This is a genomic window from Vibrio cyclitrophicus (genome assembly GCA_023206055.1).
Lineage (GTDB): Bacteria > Pseudomonadota > Gammaproteobacteria > Enterobacterales > Vibrionaceae > Vibrio > Vibrio cyclitrophicus_A.
Map to the genome: position 1 here is coordinate 298,300 of CP065366.1, position 20,110 is coordinate 318,409.

Consider the following 20,110-nt stretch of genomic DNA (forward strand, 5'->3'; position numbering starts at 1 on the left):
AGCAGATTCCTCTATCGGCTTGTGTGGAACTCGATCAGTTGCTGGTGGAGTGTTTGACAAAATAAATCCTCGTGTTGTTGTAACCAGGTCACTAAAAACGTTGATAACGACTCTTTTAAATCAGGTTGCAAGGCAATGTGTTTTCGCAAATTGGCTTCAACGGCTTTTGCATAGCCAGAGTGGTGGTTTACATAGCGTAAATACATCACGTAATAACCCAGTGGTGCTTCACGCCGCGCCCGGCTGATCATCCAGCAAATATCCTCATAGTTAGGATTTTCAAAGTGAGTATCTTCAAAGAGCAGATTTTCACAACGAGCACCTTCAAAATCAGGCTCTTCGAAATGCTTATCTTCATAGCCCTTGCCCTCATAATCCTTGTCTTTATAACCCCCAACCTCACCGCCATATTGGTCATCACATAACAATGTGTGGCGCGACTGAATGAGGGAGTTAGCATGGCATTCGATACTCGCCATGCTGGGTTGATACGCTGAAACAAAAAGAGAAACTATCTCCTTCATTAAGCACCTTATTGCTGTATGGGGAGAGCAATGTACTTCAAGAATCTTGATTGGGGTTGGTGGCAATAATGCGAAAACGGAGGAACGCAGAAAAGTGAGAGGTGCTTCGAAGGTAATCAGCCTAATTGATGTTCTTGTTGCATATTGATGAGAGCAAGCAGGAAAAACACTTTTTGTTACTTTTTACCTCGCCTCACCTTTGCCCCCAATGCTCAAAAAAGTGGTGTTAATAACTTGTTATGCAGTGAGCTGCTTTAGCCAGATCTCCCTAATCGCCAAATCAATGGTGGTAGCGAGGCCAAGAACTTTCGCTAGGCCAAGGTCAATCAAACAGTCATTCAACAAGGAATTTTACCCATGTGTGTTTCTCTTATTCTTTCTTTTATCCCATTAAAAACCGGCTCGCCTATCAGTAAGTTGGTGTTATTAAAACTGGCCGACAATGCAGACGCGCGCGGCGTGTGTTTTCCTTCCTTAAATTACTTAGCGCAATATTGCGAAGTGTCGGTAAGAACCGTGAAACGACATGTTAATGAATTGGAAAAACAAGGCTTTGTGAAGCGGATAAAGCGGTTTGATGATTCAGGACGCCAGCGCAGCAACATATATCAGCTGCGCCTACCCAGCGATAGCCACATTCAGCAGACCGATCTAGACCAAGCAGCCAGAGCTCTCGATCAAGAAGACAGAGATCTAGACTTAAATGATCAAACCGATCTAGATAACGCCAATGCAGAACAAACAGACTTACCGCCAGCCTCGCCAGAAAATGCACAGAAGACAGAACGTACAAAGACAACAGAGCATGCGCAGAAAACAGACCATTCAGACACTCCCCTGGGTGACTCAAGATCCAACACGGAGAGTGATCACCTGGCACACATAATCTTTCATAAAGAACATAAAACAGAGTTGAGCTTGAAAAACGGCATCTTGGATGACACTGATGTTCTTGAACCTCCAAGCGGTTCTGAAGAGCATGAGACCTCCACCTCCAACCCCCAAAGCAAAACCAACAATGAAGCCGTGATTCACCTGCTCACCAAAGAGGGCAGCGCGCCGATTTATCATGAGTTCACCACAATATTAGAACGCACCTACCCAAAGTTAGATGTGCTGCAAGAACTGCATGCTATGCAAGCGTGGTTGTACATCAACCCCGATAAGCGCAAACCCTTTGAGCACATTGGCCACTTTGTGAATGGCTGGTTAAGAAGAAGCGCCCAAGCTAAGGCAAAGCGAGACTCATCGCCATTTCCCCATCAAACAAGAGCGGCTAAACAAACAAGGGCTTCTACAACAACCAAGGAAGCTAAACTTCAAGAAGCCATGCAAGCGATCGATTCCGCAAAAGTAATACAGGCTGCTAAGCCCATGGAACCCAAGCAACCCACACCTGTTTCTCAGGCCCTAGCGGACTACAAAGCCAAAAGCACCACTAACCCGTTCGAAGCGCGTATCAAGGCCCTAGTTCAATCCAAGTCGCCCTGCACGGATTCTAAGCAGTGACCATTCGATTGTTCACAGATTAAGCGCTTGCTTACACGGCCCAAAGCTTAGGAAACCAAAAGCTAAGGAAAACTCAACGCTAAGGCAGACCAAACGCGAATACAGACAAAAAACGTCAAGAGACAAAAGTAGAATTAGGGAGAGGGCACCATGGAAGATACCAGCCTAAAAAAACTGACAACGGAAGAAAAAGTCACTATTTTAGAGAAAGAGATAGCGCGAGTTGAAGGGCGTATTGGCGAGTTCTTGAAACTGCTGGTTAGCCACTACCCACAAGGGCTAACACGCACAGAGATTAAAGCGTTATTGGTTGTAAATAACAACCCAAGCTTCGTCTCGCTGTACCGCAACGGCAACATTTTCATTGATATAGAAAAACGCTATTGCAAGGCAGCACAAGAAAACCGCTACCACATAGGCACTCAGTACCTGCAAGACGTACAATGCTTCCGTTGGTTAAATGCTTGGTGAGAGGTCAGTCCAAATGGGGTTAATTTCAAACTGGTTAATATGCACTTACTTTGCTAAAATGCGCAGCATATTTAAAATCGTATGAAAACCGCATAAAGCGTACAAATTGTAATTATTGCCTTTAGGAGCCAAACCTAAGGGCGGTAGCGTACCCAAATGCAGCTTGTTAGCAAGTAATAGCAAGTTAAAATATGCGGCAAGCCTAAAGGGTTTGATTAGCAGTTTTTTTGGCCTATTGGGGCGGTTTTAAGAAAGTAAGTAAAATCTAGGTTTTATTAGAGATTGTCTAAAATTGCCGTCTCAGAATGAATTGAAAATTGTCTCAGAGGCTTTGATATACTGAGGCAACTTTGTGAGTAAATAACTCTCTAAGAATTAAGAATTAAGAATTAAGAATATTAGGAATAGATATGACGTCCATGTTTGAAAACACCAAAGTAGCGATAATTGGCTTGGGTTATGTTGGCTTGCCGCTCGCTGTAGAGTTTGGTAAAAAAATGCCAACGTTAGGCTTTGATATCAACCAATCTCGCGTTGATGAGCTTAAAAGTGGTTCAGATTTTACGCTTGAATGCTCAGAAGAAGAACTTAAAGAAGCGGAGCTTCTTACGTATACGGCAGACCTTAATGAACTCAAAGAAGCCAATGTTTATATTGTTACGGTTCCAACGCCAATTGACGAGCATAAACAGCCTGATTTAACCCCATTGATCAGAGCATCAGAAGCTTTGGGCTCGATTGTAAATAAAGGTGATGTCCTGATTTATGAATCGACTGTATATCCTGGAGCTACCGAAGAGACGTGTTTACCTGTGGTCGAGCGTGTTTCAGGCTTAACGTTTAATAAAGACTTCTTTGCTGGTTACTCTCCAGAGCGTATTAACCCGGGTGACAAAGAACACCGAGTGACGAATATCTTAAAGGTTACAAGTGGCTCGAATGATGAGATTGCCGAATTTGTTGATCAACTTTATAAAACTATCATTACAGCAGGCACTCATAAAGCTTCAAGCATCAAAGTAGCAGAAGCGGCAAAGGTAATAGAGAACACTCAACGTGATGTAAACATTGCCTTGATTAATGAACTTTCAATTATCTTCAATAAGCTAAATATCGACACCTTAGAAGTATTAGAAGCGGCTGGCACTAAATGGAACTTTTTACCGTTCCGTCCAGGTTTAGTTGGTGGCCATTGCATCGGTGTTGACCCATATTACCTAACACACAAAGCACAGACTGTTGGTTATCATCCTGAGATGATCCTAGCTGGTCGTCGTCTAAATGATGGCATGGGACAATACGTGGTTTCAGAGCTTGTTAAAAAGATGCTTAAACAGCGTATCCACGTAGAAGGTGCAAATGTATTAGTGATGGGTTTGACTTTCAAAGAAAACTGCCCAGACCTACGAAATACGAAAGTGGTTGATATTGTCGCTGAACTAAAAGAATACAACATAAATGTCGATGTTGTTGATCCTTGGTGTTCAAATGAAGAAGCACAGCATGAGTACGGCTTATCGTTAACTCAGCCAAAACCTAACCATTACGATGCCATAATCATGGCGGTAGGCCACAATGAGTTTAAGGAAATGGGTGCATCAAAAATTCACGCATTAGGTAAAGAGTCTCACGTACTCTACGACTTAAAATACGTACTGGATAAATCAGACGTAGACATGCGTTTATAGGTTGGTTTACGGGAGGGCAGATGTTAGTTACTTAAAAGAATGATTATCCCTCCTTATCTCCTGAAGCACTGAATCGTTAGTAAAGAGACATTATGACTAAATTCGAACAAATCAAAAGCGAACTTGTTGCCGCTCCCAAAACCTGGTTAGTAACCGGTGTTGCCGGCTTTATTGGCTCCAACCTTCTAGAAACGTTATTAAAACTAAACCAAAAAGTGGTTGGCTTAGATAACTTTGCAACCGGCCATCAGCGTAACCTAGATGAAGTAAAAGGTTTAGTTGAGGTTAGCCAGTGGGATAATTTTACCTTCATAGAAGGTGACATTCGTAATTATGAAGCCTGTCAGGATGCCGTTAAAGGGGTTGATTATATATTGCACCAAGCAGCGTTGGGCAGCGTGCCCCGTTCTATTGCTGATCCTATTACTACTAATGCAGCGAATATCACGGGTTTTCTTAACATGCTCACTGCTGCAAAAGAAGAGCAAGTAAAAAGTTTTACCTATGCGGCGAGTAGCTCGACTTATGGCGACCACCCAGCGTTGCCTAAGGTTGAAGAAAATATCGGTAACCCACTATCTCCTTACGCAGTGACCAAGTACGTAAATGAACTTTATGCGAATGTGTTTGCTCGTACTTATGGATTTAAATCAATTGGCCTACGTTACTTTAACGTGTTTGGCCCTCGCCAAGATCCAAATGGCGCTTATGCTGCGGTAATTCCAAAATGGACCGCTGCCATGATCAATGGCGAAGCTGTTTATATCAATGGTGATGGTGAGACAAGCCGAGATTTCTGTTACATCGATAACGTTGTACAAATGAACATATTGGCAGCGACAGCAGAAGATAACGTAAAAGATGAGGTCTGTAATGTCGCTGTGGGGGATAGAACAACACTAAACGACCTGTTCAATGCTATTAAAAATGCTTTGAATGTAAATGGTGTGGAAATTAATACTGATCCTATTTACCGTAGTTTTCGATCAGGGGATGTTCGACATTCTCAAGCATGTACGAAAAAATCTGAAGAAAAACTAGGTTATACCAATAAAATTGATATCAAAGAAGGGATGGGTAAAGCAGTAAAATATTATTATGATAAAAACTGAATTGATAAAAGTTGTTAGTACTGTATTTTATAAGTTCGGTATTACAATTTTTAATGCCGCTACATTAGCTTTGATATCTTGGTTTTATGGTAGTGAGGGCGTGGCTTTTTTTGCATTAGTAAGAACGGTCCCTTTAATATTTACGATATTAACTGATCTAGGTTTATCACACTCATATTCGTATATGATAAACTCTAGAAAATGTAATGTTAGTACGGTTATTAGTTCACAAGTTGTGCTATTTCTAATGTTGTCATTATTACAGATTACGCTGTGGTACTTAATGACATTAGGAATGTTCGACATGATCTCAGTCCCGATAGATATATATAATAGCCCTCATTTAATGTTACTTCCTCCTCTGATGGTAGCTAGTTTTCATTTTGTAAATATTAGTCGGGCTATGGGGGAATTAAAACAAGCTAATAATTCTTTGATACTTATTGAACTTCTAATATTTTCTACGGTTGGCTTTTTAGTTTTCTTTGATAAAGATATAAAGCTTTTAAACGAATGTGTTACGTTATCCTATATATGTACAATATCTTATTATACTATCAAAAATTTCTCGAGGTTTAAGGGAGTAATTAAATTCAAAATATCTAAGCCAGAAATTAAAGAGATAATATCATTTGGAGTAAAAAGTCAATTGGGGAATGGATGCCAAATATTAAATTATCGCTTTGACCAAATAATAGTAAACCATTTTTTAGGAAGTGAACTTCTTGGTGTTTATGTTATTGCGGTTAAGTTTGCGGAAATTTTCAGAGTAATTAATACTTCTATAATTTTTGTTTTTGAGCCTTTCTTGTCAAAAATTGATAAGAAAGATAGCCATCAAATTATTATTAAAAATTCACTTATAGTTTTTATAGCTAACTTTTTGATAATATTTCTGTCTTCGCTAGTGGTACCTTACATCATACCTGTTGTTTTTGATGATTGGGCTCTTTCTGCTTTACCTTCATTTTACATCATAGTATTGGGTTTGGTTGTTTCTGGCGGTAATGCATTGACAATAGCATACTTTTTAGGAAATGGTCACCCACAATATGTAACAAGTAGTATAGGGGGAGGTTTTTTATGCAACATAATATTGAACCTTATCTTGACACCATATTATGGACTTATTGGTGCCTCCATCTCGAGTGCTTCTTCATATTTAATTTCTACAATAGTTCTATGGACATTATTTATATATAAAGGAAAAAGTAATGGTTAATGATTTTATATTTAGAACTGTAATGCTGTTTACAAATATTTTCCCTGAAATTACTCCAACTTTAAAGTTACGTGGCCTTTTGACTAAAAGTTGTTTTCGATCTTGTGGGAAAAATTTACAAATAACTAAAGATGTAAGACTATATAATTGCCATAATATTTCTTTTGGCAATGATGTATTTTTGTCTTCAGGAGCTTGGGTAATGGCGTCTTGTAATGTGACAATTGAAGATGAAGTTATGCTTGGTCCATATAGTATAATAATAACTGGTGATCATACTAAAAAAGATAACTCATTTAGATTTGGTAACGCAGTTAGAGAACCAATTAAATTAGGGAAAGGTTCTTGGATAGCATCTCATTCAGTCGTTACTAGAGGAGTAACTGTTGGAAAAGGCAGCCTTTTAGCTGCTTGTAGCGTTGCGAACAAAGATATCCCTGATAATAGTCTTTATGGCGGTGTTCCTGCTAAGAAAATAAAGGAAATATGATGGCAAAGCTAATGCTAAATGCTAGCTATCTTAAAAATAATATAGATTTCTTTTCTGAACTTGTTGGTAAGAGTAGAATATGTGCTGTTCTCAAAGATAATGCATATGGTCATGGAATTGAGGAAGTAGCACAACTGGTTTCCTATTTTGGTATTAGACATTGTTCTGTAAAAAATGAAAAAGAAGCTCAAGTAGTTCTTCAGTATGATTTTGACTCAGTTTTAATATTGTATCCCGAATCATATGATATTAATGATGAAAGAGTCATTTATTCAATAAATGAAATTAAAAATCTTGATTCGGTTGAAAAAGGCATAAGTATTGAAGTAAAAGTTGATACTGGGATGTCAAGAAATGGGATAAAGATTGAGGATTTTTCTTACGAATTTCTATCTAATCTATTGGTGAATTTTTCAGTAAAAGGGTTCTTTTCTCATTTTGCATCTGCTAACGAAGATGAAGTACATCTAATAAAGCAAAAAAAATCTTTCGACGATTTTAAGTCCATGCTTTTTGAATTGCATGATGTTGATAATAGTATTAGATTTCACATATGTAATTCTGATTCAACGATATTACTCCACCATGGAAAAAGCCATGATACTACCTATTATGACATTTATAGAATTGGGCTTGGTTTATATGGCTACTCTTATTCTACAGTTTTTAATGGTGATTTATTAAAACCTGTAATGTCTCTAGAAAGCAAGCGCATTTCAACTCGCTTTATAGAGCCTAGTAATCGTATTGGGTACGGGGTGTCTGGTTACAAATGTAATCGTTCAATGATGGTTTCTAACTATGATCTAGGTTACGGTTCAGGGTTCCCAAAAATTAAAGAGCAAGAAATGTACTATTTACCTAATGGTAATCAAATGCTAGGTGCTATGTCCATGGATAGTTTTTCTGTTGAGGGAAGTGAAGAATATATTATTGTTGCAGAAGATTTTATTTCGTTATCTAAGCTAAAAAATATAGATTACTACGAAATTCTTGTAAAGTTTACTCAAAATATAAGTCGTGAGGTGGTGTTGTAATGAGTCTTGTTAGTTCAGTAAGGAAAGTTTATTGGAGATTGATTGGTAGAGATATAAATAAATTTTCCATAGAAAAAGAACAGACATACTCTATGACAAGTGATCAAATTGAAGAACTTCAATTATCAAAGCTCAGGAATGTTCTAATTAATGCTTACGACAATGTGCCACATTATAGAAAGAGTTTTGATGAAATTGGTTTTGATCCAAGAGATCTAAAAAGTTTAGATGAATTTTATCAAATTAGTTACTTTACAACGAAAGAAGATATTCAAAAGGACACTCAAAGCTTTATTTCAAGAAAAGCCAAACAGAATGATCTATCTTGGCACCGCACTGGTGGTTCCACAGGTGAACCCCTCTATTTTGCTACCGACAAAGCCACTGATTCTGGTAGCCAAACTTCAATAATGAGAGCATTAAAGTGGTTTGGAACAGAATTTGGTGCCAAGCATGTTATTTTTTGGGGAAGCCCTGGATATGTTGTCAGAAATAAAAAGGACCTTGTTAAGAAGTTCATAAATATTACTAGAGATAGACTAATGAATAGAATGTTTATTTCAAATTATGATCTTTCTTCAAAAAACATGCAAAAGTATTATGAAGATATAGTCAAATTTGACCCCGACTACGTACGTGGTATGGCATCTTCGTTATATATTTTTGCTAAGTTCATGAATTCAAACGATTTAAGATTTGATAACATCAAAGTAGTTCACTCTGCATGTGAGCAGCTTTTTGATTGGCAAAAAGTGGAAATTGAAAAAGCTTTTGGTTGTCACGTTGCAAATACCTACGGGCTAAGTGAGGTATGTGATATAGCTTATGAAGCACCTTGTGGAAATTTACATATTAGTGATGAAGATGTTTTATTAGAACTTGTTAGCTCTAAACTTGGTAACGAAATTGTTGTAACACAGTTAAATAACCTCAACTCTCCATTAATAAGGTATAGAACAGCGGACTTAGCAGAAAGTATTGGTTTTATTGGGAACGTTCAGAAGACCAGAGTGCTAGTTGGATTAAAGGGTAGAGCCCATGACACCATTAAATGTGACGGAGGTAAAGTCATACACGGTCAAGCATTTACTCATATAATGGTATTTATAGAAGGTATTGTAAAATATCAAATAATTCAAGTGGGTTACTTTGAATTTGAAATAAAACTTGTTGTTTTTGAGTTGGCAGAAATTGAAATAATTGAAAAAGAAATAAAAGAAGGTTTTTGTAGATTGGTATCTGAAAATGTTGATTTGACGTTTTTATATGTTAATGAAATCCCATTAACCCCTTCAGGAAAACATAGATGGATCATATCAAAGCTATAATTAAACTAATCTTCAATAAAACTAAAATGAAATTAGGGTACTTGAAATATAAGTTTTTTTCGACAGTTTATTTGAAGGAATCTTCAATAGGAAATGATGTTTCATTAGGTGAAAATTGCAAACTGTACAGATGCTCTATTCAAGGTAATGTTATAATTGGCAAATATACTTCAATTTATGGAGATAATACTAATATCTTTTCAAAATTGGGAAAAATAAAAATAGGAAATTTTTGCTCAATTGCAAACAATGTTTTAATTATTGACTATGCTCATAAAATCAGAAGGCCTTCATCATATTATATGTCTCAAAATATATTTGGAGGCTCAGTTATCGATGACTTAGAGTCTAAAGGGGATATAGTTATAGGTCATGACGTTTGGATTGGGAGTTCATGCACTATTCTATCAGGTGTTGATATTGGGAATGGATCTGTAATAGCAGCTAACTCTCTTGTTAATAAAAATGTTCCTCCTTACGCGGTTGTTGCTGGAAACCCAGCTAAGATAATAAAATATCGTTTCTCAGAAGAAAGAATAAGCGATCTTCAAAAAATGGAGTGGTGGAATAAAAATAAGAAAGAAATATTAGAAATGAAAGAATTTTTTCTGGAGGAATTATGATGAATTCACCTGTTTTTTCGGTGTTTACCCCTACCTTTAATAGACGCCACCTTATAAACCGAGTATATGAATCATTATGCGCTCAGACGTTTAAAGACTTTGAATGGATAATTATTGATGATGGCTCTGTCGATGATACAGAGTCGCTTGTTAACCAGTACATAAGTGAAGGATCTTTAAATATAAAGTACAAGAAGATTGAAAATGGCGGTAAGGTTAACGCTGTAAATCTAGGCTTAGATATGGCTTCAGGATTTTTCTTCTTAGTATTTGATAGTGATGATTGGTGTACCTCTAATGCACTTGATTCCTTTTACCAACATTGGTCAAAGCTTGATAACCCCAATGATTATTGTGCAATATCTTGCCTCAAGTCTTACCAAGATGGATGTGTTGTTGGAGAAAAGTACACAGACTATTTAGGTAGTTTAGATTCATATGTTGATCGATTTAATGTATCGCTCAAGGGTGACAAATGGGAATGTATTAGAACTGATATACATAAAAATTATAAATATAACCTGTTTGCTGGGGAAAAATATCAAGCTCCAGAGTACTCTTGGTTACTTATGGGTTCTGAGTATAAAACTCTATTTATTGACGAAGTATTTAGTATTGTGGAGTATCAAGATGAAGGAATATCTAAAAATAATATAAAGCACCGAGTGAATAGCGCCGAATCAGCATGTAGATTCTATGAATTAGCAATGAAGAAATCAAAGTCTTCAAAGAAAAAACTAACATCGTATTTAAACTTAAAGAGATTTGAAGCTCATTCAAAAAATAAATCGGGGTTTCATTTTATTGGTTATACTTTAGCTTCATTAGACAGGTTAAGAATTAGGTTTTTAATGTGATAAAACTCTGCTTATACTTATTTGGTCTATCTTTTTGTACTTTGAGTTTTACTTCATTACGTGCTTTTAACGTGTTAGGAGTTTCTGAGGTTTCAATTTTTTTATCTCTCGTTTTATTAATAATTTTAAAAGGTAAAAAATTATTAATTCTGTCGGGGCATAGACTCTTAGATACTTATTGGTTGATCTTTATATCATTGTTAACAGTTACTTTATTTTTTGCAGAGTTATCTGGTATATCATATATAGGGAAAAGCTATCACGACTATTTTGCTTTTTTATTTTGCTTTTTGGTTGTTATTACTTTTTCGAATCTTTGCAAAATTTTTGGACTTAATGAGGTCTTGAGAGTAACTGTCAGGTTTTCCTTCATCGCTACTTTTTTTCTGATATTTTTGTATCCAGTATTGAAAGGTGGCGTAAGTGATTTATTTGTCATTAGATACTCAGGTTTATCACATAACCCTAATCAGTTAGCGCTATACTCAATATTTTCTTTATATATATCAATTTATCACTTTATTTCCACATCGACTAGGAAAGAAAAGTTAATTTCTTTACTTTTGTCATTTTTGTCAGTAGTTCTTGGTTTTCTATCTATTAGCGATGCATTTCTATTATCCTTTTCAACTTTTTTATTACTCTTTATAGGATACCAAGTTTTATTGAATCTGTTAAAGCCTGTTGGTATTTTAAGAAAATCAGTTTCATTTTTCTGCCTTATCTTTATTTCTTTAGCATCTTCAATCGTATTTGGCCGTGTATTAAATGGTTTGATTGGTATGAGCGAAGAAAATGGCCAGGGTAGTGTCAGGTTTACACTTTGGAGGCATGGATTTGAAGCTATGCTAGAATCTCCTATATTTGGTTTAGGGCCAGGTGCATGGTCAGGATTAGATTATCCCATTCAAGGTCATGAAGCACATAATTCTTATATAGATTTTGGTAACAGTTTTGGTTTTCTGGGAATATTAATGATGGCAATACTGATTTTTTATAATATTTCTAAGTTAAAGAGAGAGAATTACATCTATCTTATATTCTCTCTTTTTTCATTGTTGGTTTTTGGTGTCTTTCACTATATTTTAAGATTTCCATTTACTTGGGTAATATTAAGTGTTCCATTTTTCATTAGGGCTAAGTAGTTATGTGTGGTATTTCTGGTTTTATTACATCTGATCTTTTGGAATCAAGATCTATCATCTCAAAAATGAATGATACTTTGATCCATCGTGGTCCGGATAGTGGTGGTATTTGGGTTGGTGAATGCGACGCTACTAATATTGCTTTAGGCCATAGACGTCTTGCCATACAAGATCTTTCTGCCGCTGGTCATCAGCCAATGATGTCTGAGTCAAATCGATATTCTTTAATTTTCAATGGTGAAATTTATAATCACTTAGCTCTTCGGGCTGAGTTGGGAAATATATTTTGGAAGGGACATTCAGATACAGAGACAATCCTAGCATGTATTGAAATGTGGGGATTCCAAGATACGATTAAAAAACTAAAAGGTATGTTTGCAATCGCACTTTGGGATTTTGTTGAGAAAAAGCTATTTTTAACCAGAGATAGAGTCGGTGAAAAACCTTTATATTATGGTTCTTTCAATAACTCATTCGTATTTTCATCTGAACTTAAAGCTTTTAACAGTTTTCCTCATTTTAAGAAAGTAGTTAATAGGGATTCTTTATCACTATATCTAAGGTATAACTACATTCCTGTCCCTTTTACTATTTACAATGATGTATTTAAGATGGTGCCTGGAACAATCATAGAGGTTGGTCGGGACTTGGTAGTTTCTGAATATTCTTATTGGGACCCTTCGTATGTTGTAGAGTCTGGTGTCAAGAATACCTATAAAGGCACATATGAGTCTGCTGTAAAAGAATTAGAAAGTTTAATCTCTGAGTCTATTCGCTCCCAAACTATTTCAGATGTACCTTTTGGAGCTTTTTTGTCAGGTGGCATAGACTCTTCACTTGTAGTTGCTCTAATGCAAAAACAACTAGCCACTCCAGTTAAAACTTTTACAATAGGGTTCCATAACGAAGCTTATAATGAAGCAGAGCACGCAAAAGCTATTTCTAAGCATTTGGGAACGGAACATACAGAGCTTTACCTAAACGACGATGATGCTATGGCTGTTATCAAAGAGTTAGCCTGTATATATGATGAGCCTTTTGCTGATTCTTCACAGATCCCAACCTATCTAGTATCGAAGATGGCTAAAGAGTATGTGACGGTTGTTTTGTCAGGTGATGGCGGTGATGAGCTATTTGCTGGTTATAATCGACATAAACTTGCTCAGACCCAATGGCCAATGTTGGTAAAGTGTCCATTATTTATTAGAAGTATAGTTTCTAAGTTAATCAAGATAAATTCCCCAGAAGTATTAAATAATGTTAATTATATTCTTCCTCGCCATAAGAAGATGCGATTGATTGGTGATAAGCTTCATAAAGCTTCTGATTCTATGGTAGCAAAAGACCATAAAGAACTTTACTTATCGTTAGTGTCTCAGTGGAGTGAGCCTGAAAAGATTGTAATCAATTCTAACGAACCTGCTAGTTTGGCTTTGAATAATGAATTGAGTTCTAGTTTATCTCCAACAGAGTATATGATGGCTTTAGATATGATTACTTATATGAGTGATGATATTCTTGTTAAGGTAGATAGAGCTTCAATGGCGAATTCTCTAGAAACTAGAGTACCTCTTTTAGACCACTCTATAATAGAGTATGCATGGTCGCTCCCCCTTGAGTATAAATTGAAAAATGGAGTGACAAAGTCTCCATTGAGAGATATTTTATATAAACATGTACCAAAAGAGCTTATTGAAAGACCGAAAATGGGTTTTGGTATTCCCTTAGACAGTTGGCTAAGATATGGGTTAAAAAACTGGGCTTCAGGTTTGTTGTCACCTGACAGATTACAAAGCGAAGGTTATTTTAATGAGCCAGAAGTAACTAAAATTTGGAAAGAACATTTATCTGGTAATTTTAATCATACGCAGAAACTTTGGTGTATTCTCATGTTTCAAGCTTGGTTGGATGAGAACCTTTATGTTGGGGAAGAATAATAATGAATATTATGGTTGTTGGGACGCTTCCTCAGTCTCTTATTAACTTTAGAGGTGAACTGCTAGATATTTTAGCTAGTAAGAAGAATGTTTCGGTATTTGCTATGGCATCAGGAGCGAGTCCGAAAGAGATTAAAGCGATTGAATCCAAAGTTGAAGGCTACTTTGATTACCCTGTAGTTCGTAGTGGTCTCAACCCGATACGTGACTTTGTTACTCTGCTCTCTCTCATAAAAAATTTCAGACTTAACAATGCAAATATTATTTTGGCATACACGGTTAAGCCTGTTATTTGGGGGGGGATAGCTTCTCGGTTTACTAATGACTCTTGTTTTTATGCTCTCGTTACTGGGTTGGGGTATGCATTTCAAAAAGGTGGAGTAGCAAAAAGTATACTCAATATCCTTGTTAAACACTTATACAGCTTGGCATTGAAAGGGGCAAAAGGTGTCATCTTTCAAAACCGAGATAACATGCAAGTGTTTATCGACGAAGGAATCGTACCTCAAGAGAAGTGTTTTCTCGTCAATGGCTCAGGCGTCGATCTTAGCCATTACCAAATTTCTCCTTTGCCTGCAAAGCCTCACTTTTTACTTATTGCTCGATTACTTGGGGATAAAGGTATTCGCGAATACGCAAAGGCAGCAGAGATAGTTAAACAACAGTACTCTGAAGCTGTCTTTGAGTTGGTGGGCCCGGAAGATCCATCTCCTGATGGTATCAACTTGGATGAGGTCAACAAATGGGTCTCTTCTGGTGCTATTGAGTACAGTGGTGCAACAACAGATGTGCGGCCCTTTATTAAAAATTGCTCGATCTACGTTTTGCCTTCTTATCACGAAGGAATGCCTCGTACAGTATTAGAGGCAATGGCTATGGGGCGGCCAATTCTAACCACGGATGTTCCTGGTTGTCGTGAAACTGTTGTCGATGGTGAGAATGGTTGGCTAGTCGAAAAGGCAAACGTAGAGCAACTCGCTGAGCGCATGATTTGGTTTATTGAAAACCAAGAACAATGGTCAGTGATGGGCGAGAAAAGTCACACTATGGCAAACGAGAAGTTCGATGTTAATAAAGTGAATGCTGAAATCTTAAAAATTGTGGGGCTTTCCGATGAAAAGACTGTTTGATTTTCTTACGTCTCTTATTGCACTTTTCTTGTTAGCCCCTGTTATTGCTTTAGTGGCTTGGAAGATCCGTAAAAGCCTTGGCTCTCCCGTTTTATTTCGTCAATCTCGCCCTGGGTTGAACGGAAAGTCATTTAAAATGGTCAAGTTTCGCAGTATGAAAGATGCAGTGGATCAACAAGGTAATCCGCTACCAGACGATGAACGTATGACACCATTTGGTGACAAGTTACGTTCAAGTAGCCTAGATGAGTTGCCAGGCCTTTGGAATGTTTTGAAGGGGGACATGAGTTTAGTGGGCCCTCGTCCTTTATTGGTGCAATATCTCCCTCTTTATAATAAAGAGCAAGCTCGCCGCCATGACGTTCGTCCTGGGATAACGGGATGGGCGCAAATTAACGGGCGCAATGCAATCAGTTGGGAAGAGAAGTTCGCATTAGACGTTTGGTATGTGGACAACAGAACCCTTTGGCTAGATATTAAAATTCTTTTCTTAACGGTAAAAAAAGTCTTCGTTAAAGAGGGCATATCAGCAGATGGGCACGTTACCATCGAACCTTTTACAGGTTCACCGCATCAAGGTAATAACCAATCATGAAGAGCTGCGCCATTTTAGGGGCAAGTGGGCATGGAAAAGTAATCGCCGAGATAGCTGAACTTAATGGTTATCACAATATTGTATTTTTTGATGATCGTTGGCCAAGCTTAAAATCCGTTGAACACTGGTCGGTGTCTGGTGATACAAGTACGCTTACCTCTACCGTGAAAGAGTATGATCTTGTTGTTGTCGCGATTGGTCACAATGCGACTCGCTGTTCCAAACAGCGTGAATTGACTTCTGCGGGAGCGAACTTTGGTGTACTTGCTCACCCCAAAGCTGTAATAAGTAAGTACGCTAATATTGGTATCGGTTCGGTTGTTATGGCGAATGCGGTCGTTAATCCTTTTAGTCATATTGGCGTGAGCTGCATTATTAATACAGGCTCCACTGTCGATCATGACTGCAAGCTCGCTGAAGGTGTCCACATTAGCCCTGGTGTAAACTTGGCGGGTGGCGTCGAAGTTGGCAAAAATACTTGGATCGGAATCGGAAGCCAAGTTAAACAACTTGTTGTTATAGGATGTGATACCGTCGTTGGCGCAGGTTCAACGGTTATCAATAATGTTCCAAATTATCAAATCGTCGTGGGCTCTCCGGCTCATGAGCTTATCAAATCATAAAAATTAAAACTGATTAGGTGAATCGTGCTTAATACATCATTTTCCCCATGGCCTTCGTTTACTCAAGAAGAAGCGGATGCCGTAAGTAAGGTTGTACTTTCAAATAAAGTTAACTATTGGACGGGTCAAGAAGGTCGTGAATTCGAAAAAGAGTTTGCGGCTTGGGTTGGCTGTGAATATGCAGTGGCTCTGGGTAACGGTACTCTAGCGTTAGATGTTGCACTGAAAGCGTTCGGAGTTGGTCAGGGTGATGAAGTGATCACCACATCTCGTACTTTCTTAGCATCGGCTTCGTCAATTGTAACGGCTGGTGCGGCGCCTGTTTTTGCGGATGTGGATCTGAACAGTCAAAACATTACCGCTGAATCGATACAAGCGGTACTTACGCCAAAAACCAAAGTTGTGATTGTTGTTCACCTTGCAGGCATGCCTGCCGAGATGGATGCAATTATGGCGCTTTCTGAACAGCATGGCTTCAAGGTAATCGAAGATTGTGCTCAGGCGCATGGTGCGAAATATAAAGGTCGCAGTGTCGGTACGATTGGTCATATTGGTGCTTGGTCTTTCTGCCAAGACAAGATCATGACCACAGGTGGCGAAGGTGGAATGGTAACGACTAACGACAAAGAACTATGGTCGTTTATGTGGTCTTATAAAGATCATGGTAAAAGCTACGACGCCATTTATAACCGCGAGCACGCACCGGGTTTTCGTTGGCTACATGATAGCTTTGGTACCAATTGGCGCATGACAGAAATGCAAGCGGTTATTGGGCGTATCCAAATTCAACGCATGGCTGAGTGGACGCAAAAGCGTCAAATAAACGCAGCTGTGATTGAAGCAGCTATTGCTGACCTTCCCATTGTTCGAAGTGTGAATATTCCAAAATACGTTGAACATGCAGAATATAAGCATTATATGTTTATCCGCCCTGAGCATCTAAAAGCAGGTTGGACTCGTGATAAAATTGTTGATGCGATTGTTGAGCGAGGTGTGCCTGCATACCAAGGCAGTTGTTCTGAGGTTTATCTAGAAAAAGCATTTGATGGCACAAGCTTCAGGCCAGAAACACCATTAAAGAACGCAGTTGAGTTAGGTGAAACCAGCTTAATGTTTTTAGTGCACCCAACCTTAACGCAGAGCGAGATTGAGAAAACGGCGGAAGTGCTGCGAGCGGTTTTACTTGAAGCACAAGCTTAATTAACCTCACCAGTAAAAGAGCTTTTTCTTTCAGCATCTTTGGTCTCATTATTATTGGCTTATTGGCTTATTGGCTTATTGGCTTATTGGCTTATTGGCTTATTGGCTTATTGGCTTATTGGCTTAAGTGTTCAATATATGAGATGCTCGTTAGCTTAAGCTCCTTTCTTAATAAGCTATAGACACCCCAATAGATTAACGTTGTCGAACTATTGGGGTATTTATATCAATAACAAATTAAAGCGCGAATTCAATGTTCGAGTTGTCTTTTGCAAGCTCTCTTTGCGAATTTAAATCATGTTCAACACATCCCACTCATGCAGTCTTTGTGGTTTACTAAATACCAATAAATAAGAATAACTTTATGCAACGTCTAAACTTCATATGGCACCTTTCTCGTTTTAAAAAGCGGGTTATCAGTGTTTCTATTGATACCTTGCTTATTGTACTTGCTCTGCATATTGCGTTGTGGACAAGGCTAGGTGATTTTCAATTTTTGACTGATGGTGACAATTTATTACTGATAGGCTTAACAGTAATAACAACGGTGGCTATTTTCACAAAAATTGGGCTCTATCGCGCAGTGCTTAGGTACCTTACCTTTCAGGCGCTGTTTGTAGTAACGGCCGGCGCACTATTGTCTGCAGTCTCCTTGGCGTTATTTGCCTATTACTTGCACGAGCCAATTCCTCGTACTGTGCCCATTATTTACTGTGCTTATTTAGCTTTGTTGTGCGGCGGCTCTCGTTTAGTGGTTCGTAACCTTGTTGCCACTACTTCACCTTCGAAAGACTCTCGTCAAGAAGTGTTGATTTATGGTGCAGGCTCTGGTGGTCGACAACTTGCAGTTGCACTTCGTGCCTCTGAAAACTATCGTATTCGTGCGTTTATTGACGACGATAGCACCCTCACTAACACGATGATCTTAGGGTTACCGGTTGTTGGTTTAGACAAAACCCAAGCTTTGATCGATAAACATGATATTTCTAAAATATTACTGGCGATCCCTAGTGCCTCTCGCGCTCGCCGTAAGCAAGTTTTAGATTTACTAGCCCCGCTTCCTGTCGAAATTCAGACGGTGCCTGATATGGCCGATATTGTCTCAGGCAAAGCGAAAATTGATGAATTGAGCGATGTACCGATTGAAGATTTGTTAGGTCGAGATGCGGTTGCGCCTCAGCAAGTTTTGATGGAAGCTAACATCAAAGGTAAAGTCGTAATGGTGACTGGTGCCGGCGGCTCTATTGGATCTGAACTGTGTCGTCAAATTTTAAAACAACAGCCTAAAACTTTAGTGCTGTTTGAAGTCTCTGAATTTGGCTTGTATCAAGTAGACCGTGAGCTCTCTTTAGTCAAAGAGACTAAAGGGTATGATGTGGAAATTGTTCCTTTATTAGGTTCAGTGCAACGCTCGCATCGTTTGTTAACCTCAATGAAGTCTTTTGGCGTACAAACGGTTTATCACGCGGCCGCTTACAAACATGTTCCGTTGGTTGAGTACAATGTAGTCGAAGGAGTACGCAACAATGTGTACGGCACTTATTATACAGCTAAGGCTGCTATTGACGCAGGCGTTGAGTCTTTTGTCCTTATTTCAACAGACAAAGCAGTACGCCCAACCAATGTGATGGGCACGACTAAGCGTATGGCGGAACTAGGCCTACAAGCTTTAGCTCAGCAAGAAAACCAAAAAGAGAATGGCACTCGTTTTTGCATGGTGCGCTTTGGTAACGTATTGGGTTCTTCGGGTTCCGTTATTCCATTGTTTAAGAAGCAAATTAAAGCCGGCGGCCCTCTAACGGTCACTCACCCAGATATCACCCGCTTCTTTATGACCATCCCTGAAGCTGCGCAATTGGTGATTCAAGCGGGCGCAATGGGTAAGGGCGGTGATGTGTTTGTGCTTGATATGGGCGAATCAGTAAAAATTACCGATCTCGCGGAAAACCTGATTAAGCTTTCTGGTCTTTCTGTGAAGAACGAAGAGAATCAGCACGGCGATATTGAAATCAAATTCTCAGGCTTGCGTCCGGGAGAAAAACTGTATGAAGAGCTATTGATTGGCGATAATGTCGCACGTACAGCTCACGAACGAATCATGACCGCACAAGAGGTGTTCTTGCCGATTGATGAGTATGACACGCTACTTGAATCCTTAGACTTTGCTTGCCATAACCTAGAACATGAAGCTATTCGTCAGCTACTTCTTGATGCGCCGACCGGATTTTCACCAACGGATGGGATTGGTGATTTGGTTTGGAATGCGAGCCAAATGCAAGAAGCGCCAAATGCAACTCATATTTAGTAAAAGCTAATGCTTAGTGCGAAGCCAATGCTTCTTAGCGAAAGCGGATGATAGCGGTGAAAACCGATGATAACGGTGAAAGTAAATAGCTAATAGAGAGCCTCGTAATGTGATTACGGGGCTCTTTTTGGTTGTGTTGAATACGTAGCGAGTACTTAATCTTCTAAGTGATTAGAACAGTCAGCTAAACACAAAATGACGTTCTTTTTCATATTCGATCATCCTACCTGCGCCCTTTCTTGATCTTCCACTACAGTTTTGACTGTAAACTGTAGTAAAATTACGCTAATTTGTTTTTATACCGATTTATTTTG

18 protein-coding genes are annotated in these 20,110 nt (G+C 38.4%); 17 read left to right on the plus strand and 1 reads right to left on the minus strand.

Annotated features, from left to right (window positions below; all coding sequences use genetic code 11):
* Positions 1-11 precede the first annotated feature (11 nt).
* Positions 12-524, minus strand: a complete 513-nt coding sequence (locus tag ITG09_01395) for a hypothetical protein (GenBank protein UPR52355.1) — start codon at positions 522-524, stop codon at positions 12-14.
* Positions 525-881: 357 nt separating this feature from the next.
* Here ITG09_01395 and ITG09_01400 point away from each other — a divergent pair, with 357 nt between their 5' ends.
* From ITG09_01400 to ITG09_01480, 17 genes are all read left to right on the plus strand, one after another.
* On the plus strand, positions 882-2,033 hold the full coding sequence (locus ITG09_01400) for a helix-turn-helix domain-containing protein (GenBank protein ID UPR52356.1): 1,152 nt from the start codon (positions 882-884) through the stop codon (positions 2,031-2,033).
* Between the two features lie 150 nt (positions 2,034-2,183).
* The gene (locus tag ITG09_01405; protein UPR52357.1) at positions 2,184-2,504 is read left to right on the plus strand and encodes a hypothetical protein; all 321 of its coding nucleotides are present in this window, start codon (positions 2,184-2,186) and stop codon (positions 2,502-2,504) included.
* A 419-nt stretch (positions 2,505-2,923) separates the two neighbouring features.
* Positions 2,924-4,192 carry a Vi polysaccharide biosynthesis UDP-N-acetylglucosamine C-6 dehydrogenase TviB gene (tviB, locus tag ITG09_01410; protein ID UPR53569.1) on the plus strand — a complete coding sequence of 423 codons (1,269 nt, stop codon included), beginning with the start codon at positions 2,924-2,926 and terminating at the stop codon, positions 4,190-4,192.
* Between the two features lie 92 nt (positions 4,193-4,284).
* Complete coding sequence (gene tviC, locus ITG09_01415; GenBank protein ID UPR52358.1) at positions 4,285-5,304, plus strand: Vi polysaccharide biosynthesis UDP-N-acetylglucosaminuronic acid C-4 epimerase TviC; 1,020 nt, start codon at positions 4,285-4,287, stop codon at positions 5,302-5,304.
* The gene (locus tag ITG09_01420; protein ID UPR52359.1) at positions 5,291-6,526 is read left to right on the plus strand and encodes an oligosaccharide flippase family protein; all 1,236 of its coding nucleotides are present in this window, start codon (positions 5,291-5,293) and stop codon (positions 6,524-6,526) included. Before tviC ends, ITG09_01420 begins: the two co-directional genes overlap by 14 nt.
* On the plus strand, positions 6,519-7,016 hold the full coding sequence (locus ITG09_01425) for an acyltransferase (GenBank protein ID UPR52360.1): 498 nt from the start codon (positions 6,519-6,521) through the stop codon (positions 7,014-7,016). Before ITG09_01420 ends, ITG09_01425 begins: the two co-directional genes overlap by 8 nt.
* The gene (locus tag ITG09_01430) at positions 7,016-8,053 is read left to right on the plus strand and encodes an alanine racemase (GenBank protein UPR52361.1); all 1,038 of its coding nucleotides are present in this window, start codon (positions 7,016-7,018) and stop codon (positions 8,051-8,053) included. Before ITG09_01425 ends, ITG09_01430 begins: the two co-directional genes overlap by 1 nt.
* Entirely contained in the window at positions 8,053-9,381 is a 1,329-nt protein-coding gene (locus tag ITG09_01435; protein ID UPR52362.1) for a phenylacetate--CoA ligase family protein, read from the plus strand. Before ITG09_01430 ends, ITG09_01435 begins: the two co-directional genes overlap by 1 nt.
* Positions 9,360-10,004 (plus strand): CatB-related O-acetyltransferase, encoded by a 645-nt coding sequence (locus ITG09_01440; protein UPR52363.1) that lies wholly within the window; start codon positions 9,360-9,362, stop codon positions 10,002-10,004. The genes ITG09_01435 and ITG09_01440 overlap by 22 nt, the downstream gene beginning before the upstream one ends.
* A complete protein-coding gene (locus ITG09_01445) occupies positions 10,001-10,861 on the plus strand; it encodes a glycosyltransferase family 2 protein (GenBank protein ID UPR52364.1) in 861 nt (286 codons plus the stop codon). Before ITG09_01440 ends, ITG09_01445 begins: the two co-directional genes overlap by 4 nt.
* The gene (locus tag ITG09_01450; protein UPR52365.1) at positions 10,858-12,006 is read left to right on the plus strand and encodes an O-antigen ligase family protein; all 1,149 of its coding nucleotides are present in this window, start codon (positions 10,858-10,860) and stop codon (positions 12,004-12,006) included. Before ITG09_01445 ends, ITG09_01450 begins: the two co-directional genes overlap by 4 nt.
* A gap of 2 nt (positions 12,007-12,008) precedes the next feature.
* Positions 12,009-13,943, plus strand: coding sequence for an asparagine synthase (glutamine-hydrolyzing) (gene asnB, locus ITG09_01455; protein UPR52366.1), 1,935 nt, complete (start codon positions 12,009-12,011; stop codon positions 13,941-13,943).
* A gap of 2 nt (positions 13,944-13,945) precedes the next feature.
* Positions 13,946-15,073 carry a glycosyltransferase family 4 protein gene (locus tag ITG09_01460; protein UPR52367.1) on the plus strand — a complete coding sequence of 376 codons (1,128 nt, stop codon included), beginning with the start codon at positions 13,946-13,948 and terminating at the stop codon, positions 15,071-15,073.
* A complete protein-coding gene (locus tag ITG09_01465) occupies positions 15,057-15,668 on the plus strand; it encodes a sugar transferase (GenBank protein ID UPR52368.1) in 612 nt (203 codons plus the stop codon). Before ITG09_01460 ends, ITG09_01465 begins: the two co-directional genes overlap by 17 nt.
* On the plus strand, positions 15,665-16,291 hold the full coding sequence (locus ITG09_01470) for an acetyltransferase (protein UPR52369.1): 627 nt from the start codon (positions 15,665-15,667) through the stop codon (positions 16,289-16,291). Before ITG09_01465 ends, ITG09_01470 begins: the two co-directional genes overlap by 4 nt.
* Before the next feature lie 24 nt (positions 16,292-16,315).
* A complete protein-coding gene (locus ITG09_01475; GenBank protein ID UPR52370.1) occupies positions 16,316-17,491 on the plus strand; it encodes a DegT/DnrJ/EryC1/StrS aminotransferase family protein in 1,176 nt (391 codons plus the stop codon).
* 364 nt (positions 17,492-17,855) lie between these two features.
* Complete coding sequence (locus tag ITG09_01480) at positions 17,856-19,796, plus strand: polysaccharide biosynthesis protein (GenBank protein UPR52371.1); 1,941 nt, start codon at positions 17,856-17,858, stop codon at positions 19,794-19,796.
* Positions 19,797-20,110: the final 314 nt, after the last annotated feature.

What these genes read in the sequence shown, in the direction of transcription:
- ITG09_01395 (UPR52355.1), bottom strand. Translation starts at nt 524, where the DNA reads ATGAAGGAGATAGTTTCTCTTTTTGTTTCAGCGTATCAACCCAGCATG.
- ITG09_01400 (UPR52356.1), top strand. Translation starts at nt 882, where the DNA reads ATGTGTGTTTCTCTTATTCTTTCTTTTATCCCATTAAAAACCGGCTCG.
- ITG09_01405 (UPR52357.1), top strand. Translation starts at nt 2,184, where the DNA reads ATGGAAGATACCAGCCTAAAAAAACTGACAACGGAAGAAAAAGTCACT.
- tviB (UPR53569.1), top strand. Translation starts at nt 2,924, where the DNA reads ATGTTTGAAAACACCAAAGTAGCGATAATTGGCTTGGGTTATGTTGGC.
- tviC (UPR52358.1), top strand. Translation starts at nt 4,285, where the DNA reads ATGACTAAATTCGAACAAATCAAAAGCGAACTTGTTGCCGCTCCCAAA.
- ITG09_01420 (UPR52359.1), top strand. Translation starts at nt 5,291, where the DNA reads ATGATAAAAACTGAATTGATAAAAGTTGTTAGTACTGTATTTTATAAG.
- ITG09_01425 (UPR52360.1), top strand. Translation starts at nt 6,519, where the DNA reads ATGGTTAATGATTTTATATTTAGAACTGTAATGCTGTTTACAAATATT.
- ITG09_01430 (UPR52361.1), top strand. Translation starts at nt 7,016, where the DNA reads ATGGCAAAGCTAATGCTAAATGCTAGCTATCTTAAAAATAATATAGAT.
- ITG09_01435 (UPR52362.1), top strand. Translation starts at nt 8,053, where the DNA reads ATGAGTCTTGTTAGTTCAGTAAGGAAAGTTTATTGGAGATTGATTGGT.
- ITG09_01440 (UPR52363.1), top strand. Translation starts at nt 9,360, where the DNA reads ATGGATCATATCAAAGCTATAATTAAACTAATCTTCAATAAAACTAAA.
- ITG09_01445 (UPR52364.1), top strand. Translation starts at nt 10,001, where the DNA reads ATGATGAATTCACCTGTTTTTTCGGTGTTTACCCCTACCTTTAATAGA.
- asnB (UPR52366.1), top strand. Translation starts at nt 12,009, where the DNA reads ATGTGTGGTATTTCTGGTTTTATTACATCTGATCTTTTGGAATCAAGA.
- ITG09_01460 (UPR52367.1), top strand. Translation starts at nt 13,946, where the DNA reads ATGAATATTATGGTTGTTGGGACGCTTCCTCAGTCTCTTATTAACTTT.
- ITG09_01465 (UPR52368.1), top strand. Translation starts at nt 15,057, where the DNA reads ATGAAAAGACTGTTTGATTTTCTTACGTCTCTTATTGCACTTTTCTTG.
- ITG09_01470 (UPR52369.1), top strand. Translation starts at nt 15,665, where the DNA reads ATGAAGAGCTGCGCCATTTTAGGGGCAAGTGGGCATGGAAAAGTAATC.
- ITG09_01480 (UPR52371.1), top strand. Translation starts at nt 17,856, where the DNA reads ATGCAACGTCTAAACTTCATATGGCACCTTTCTCGTTTTAAAAAGCGG.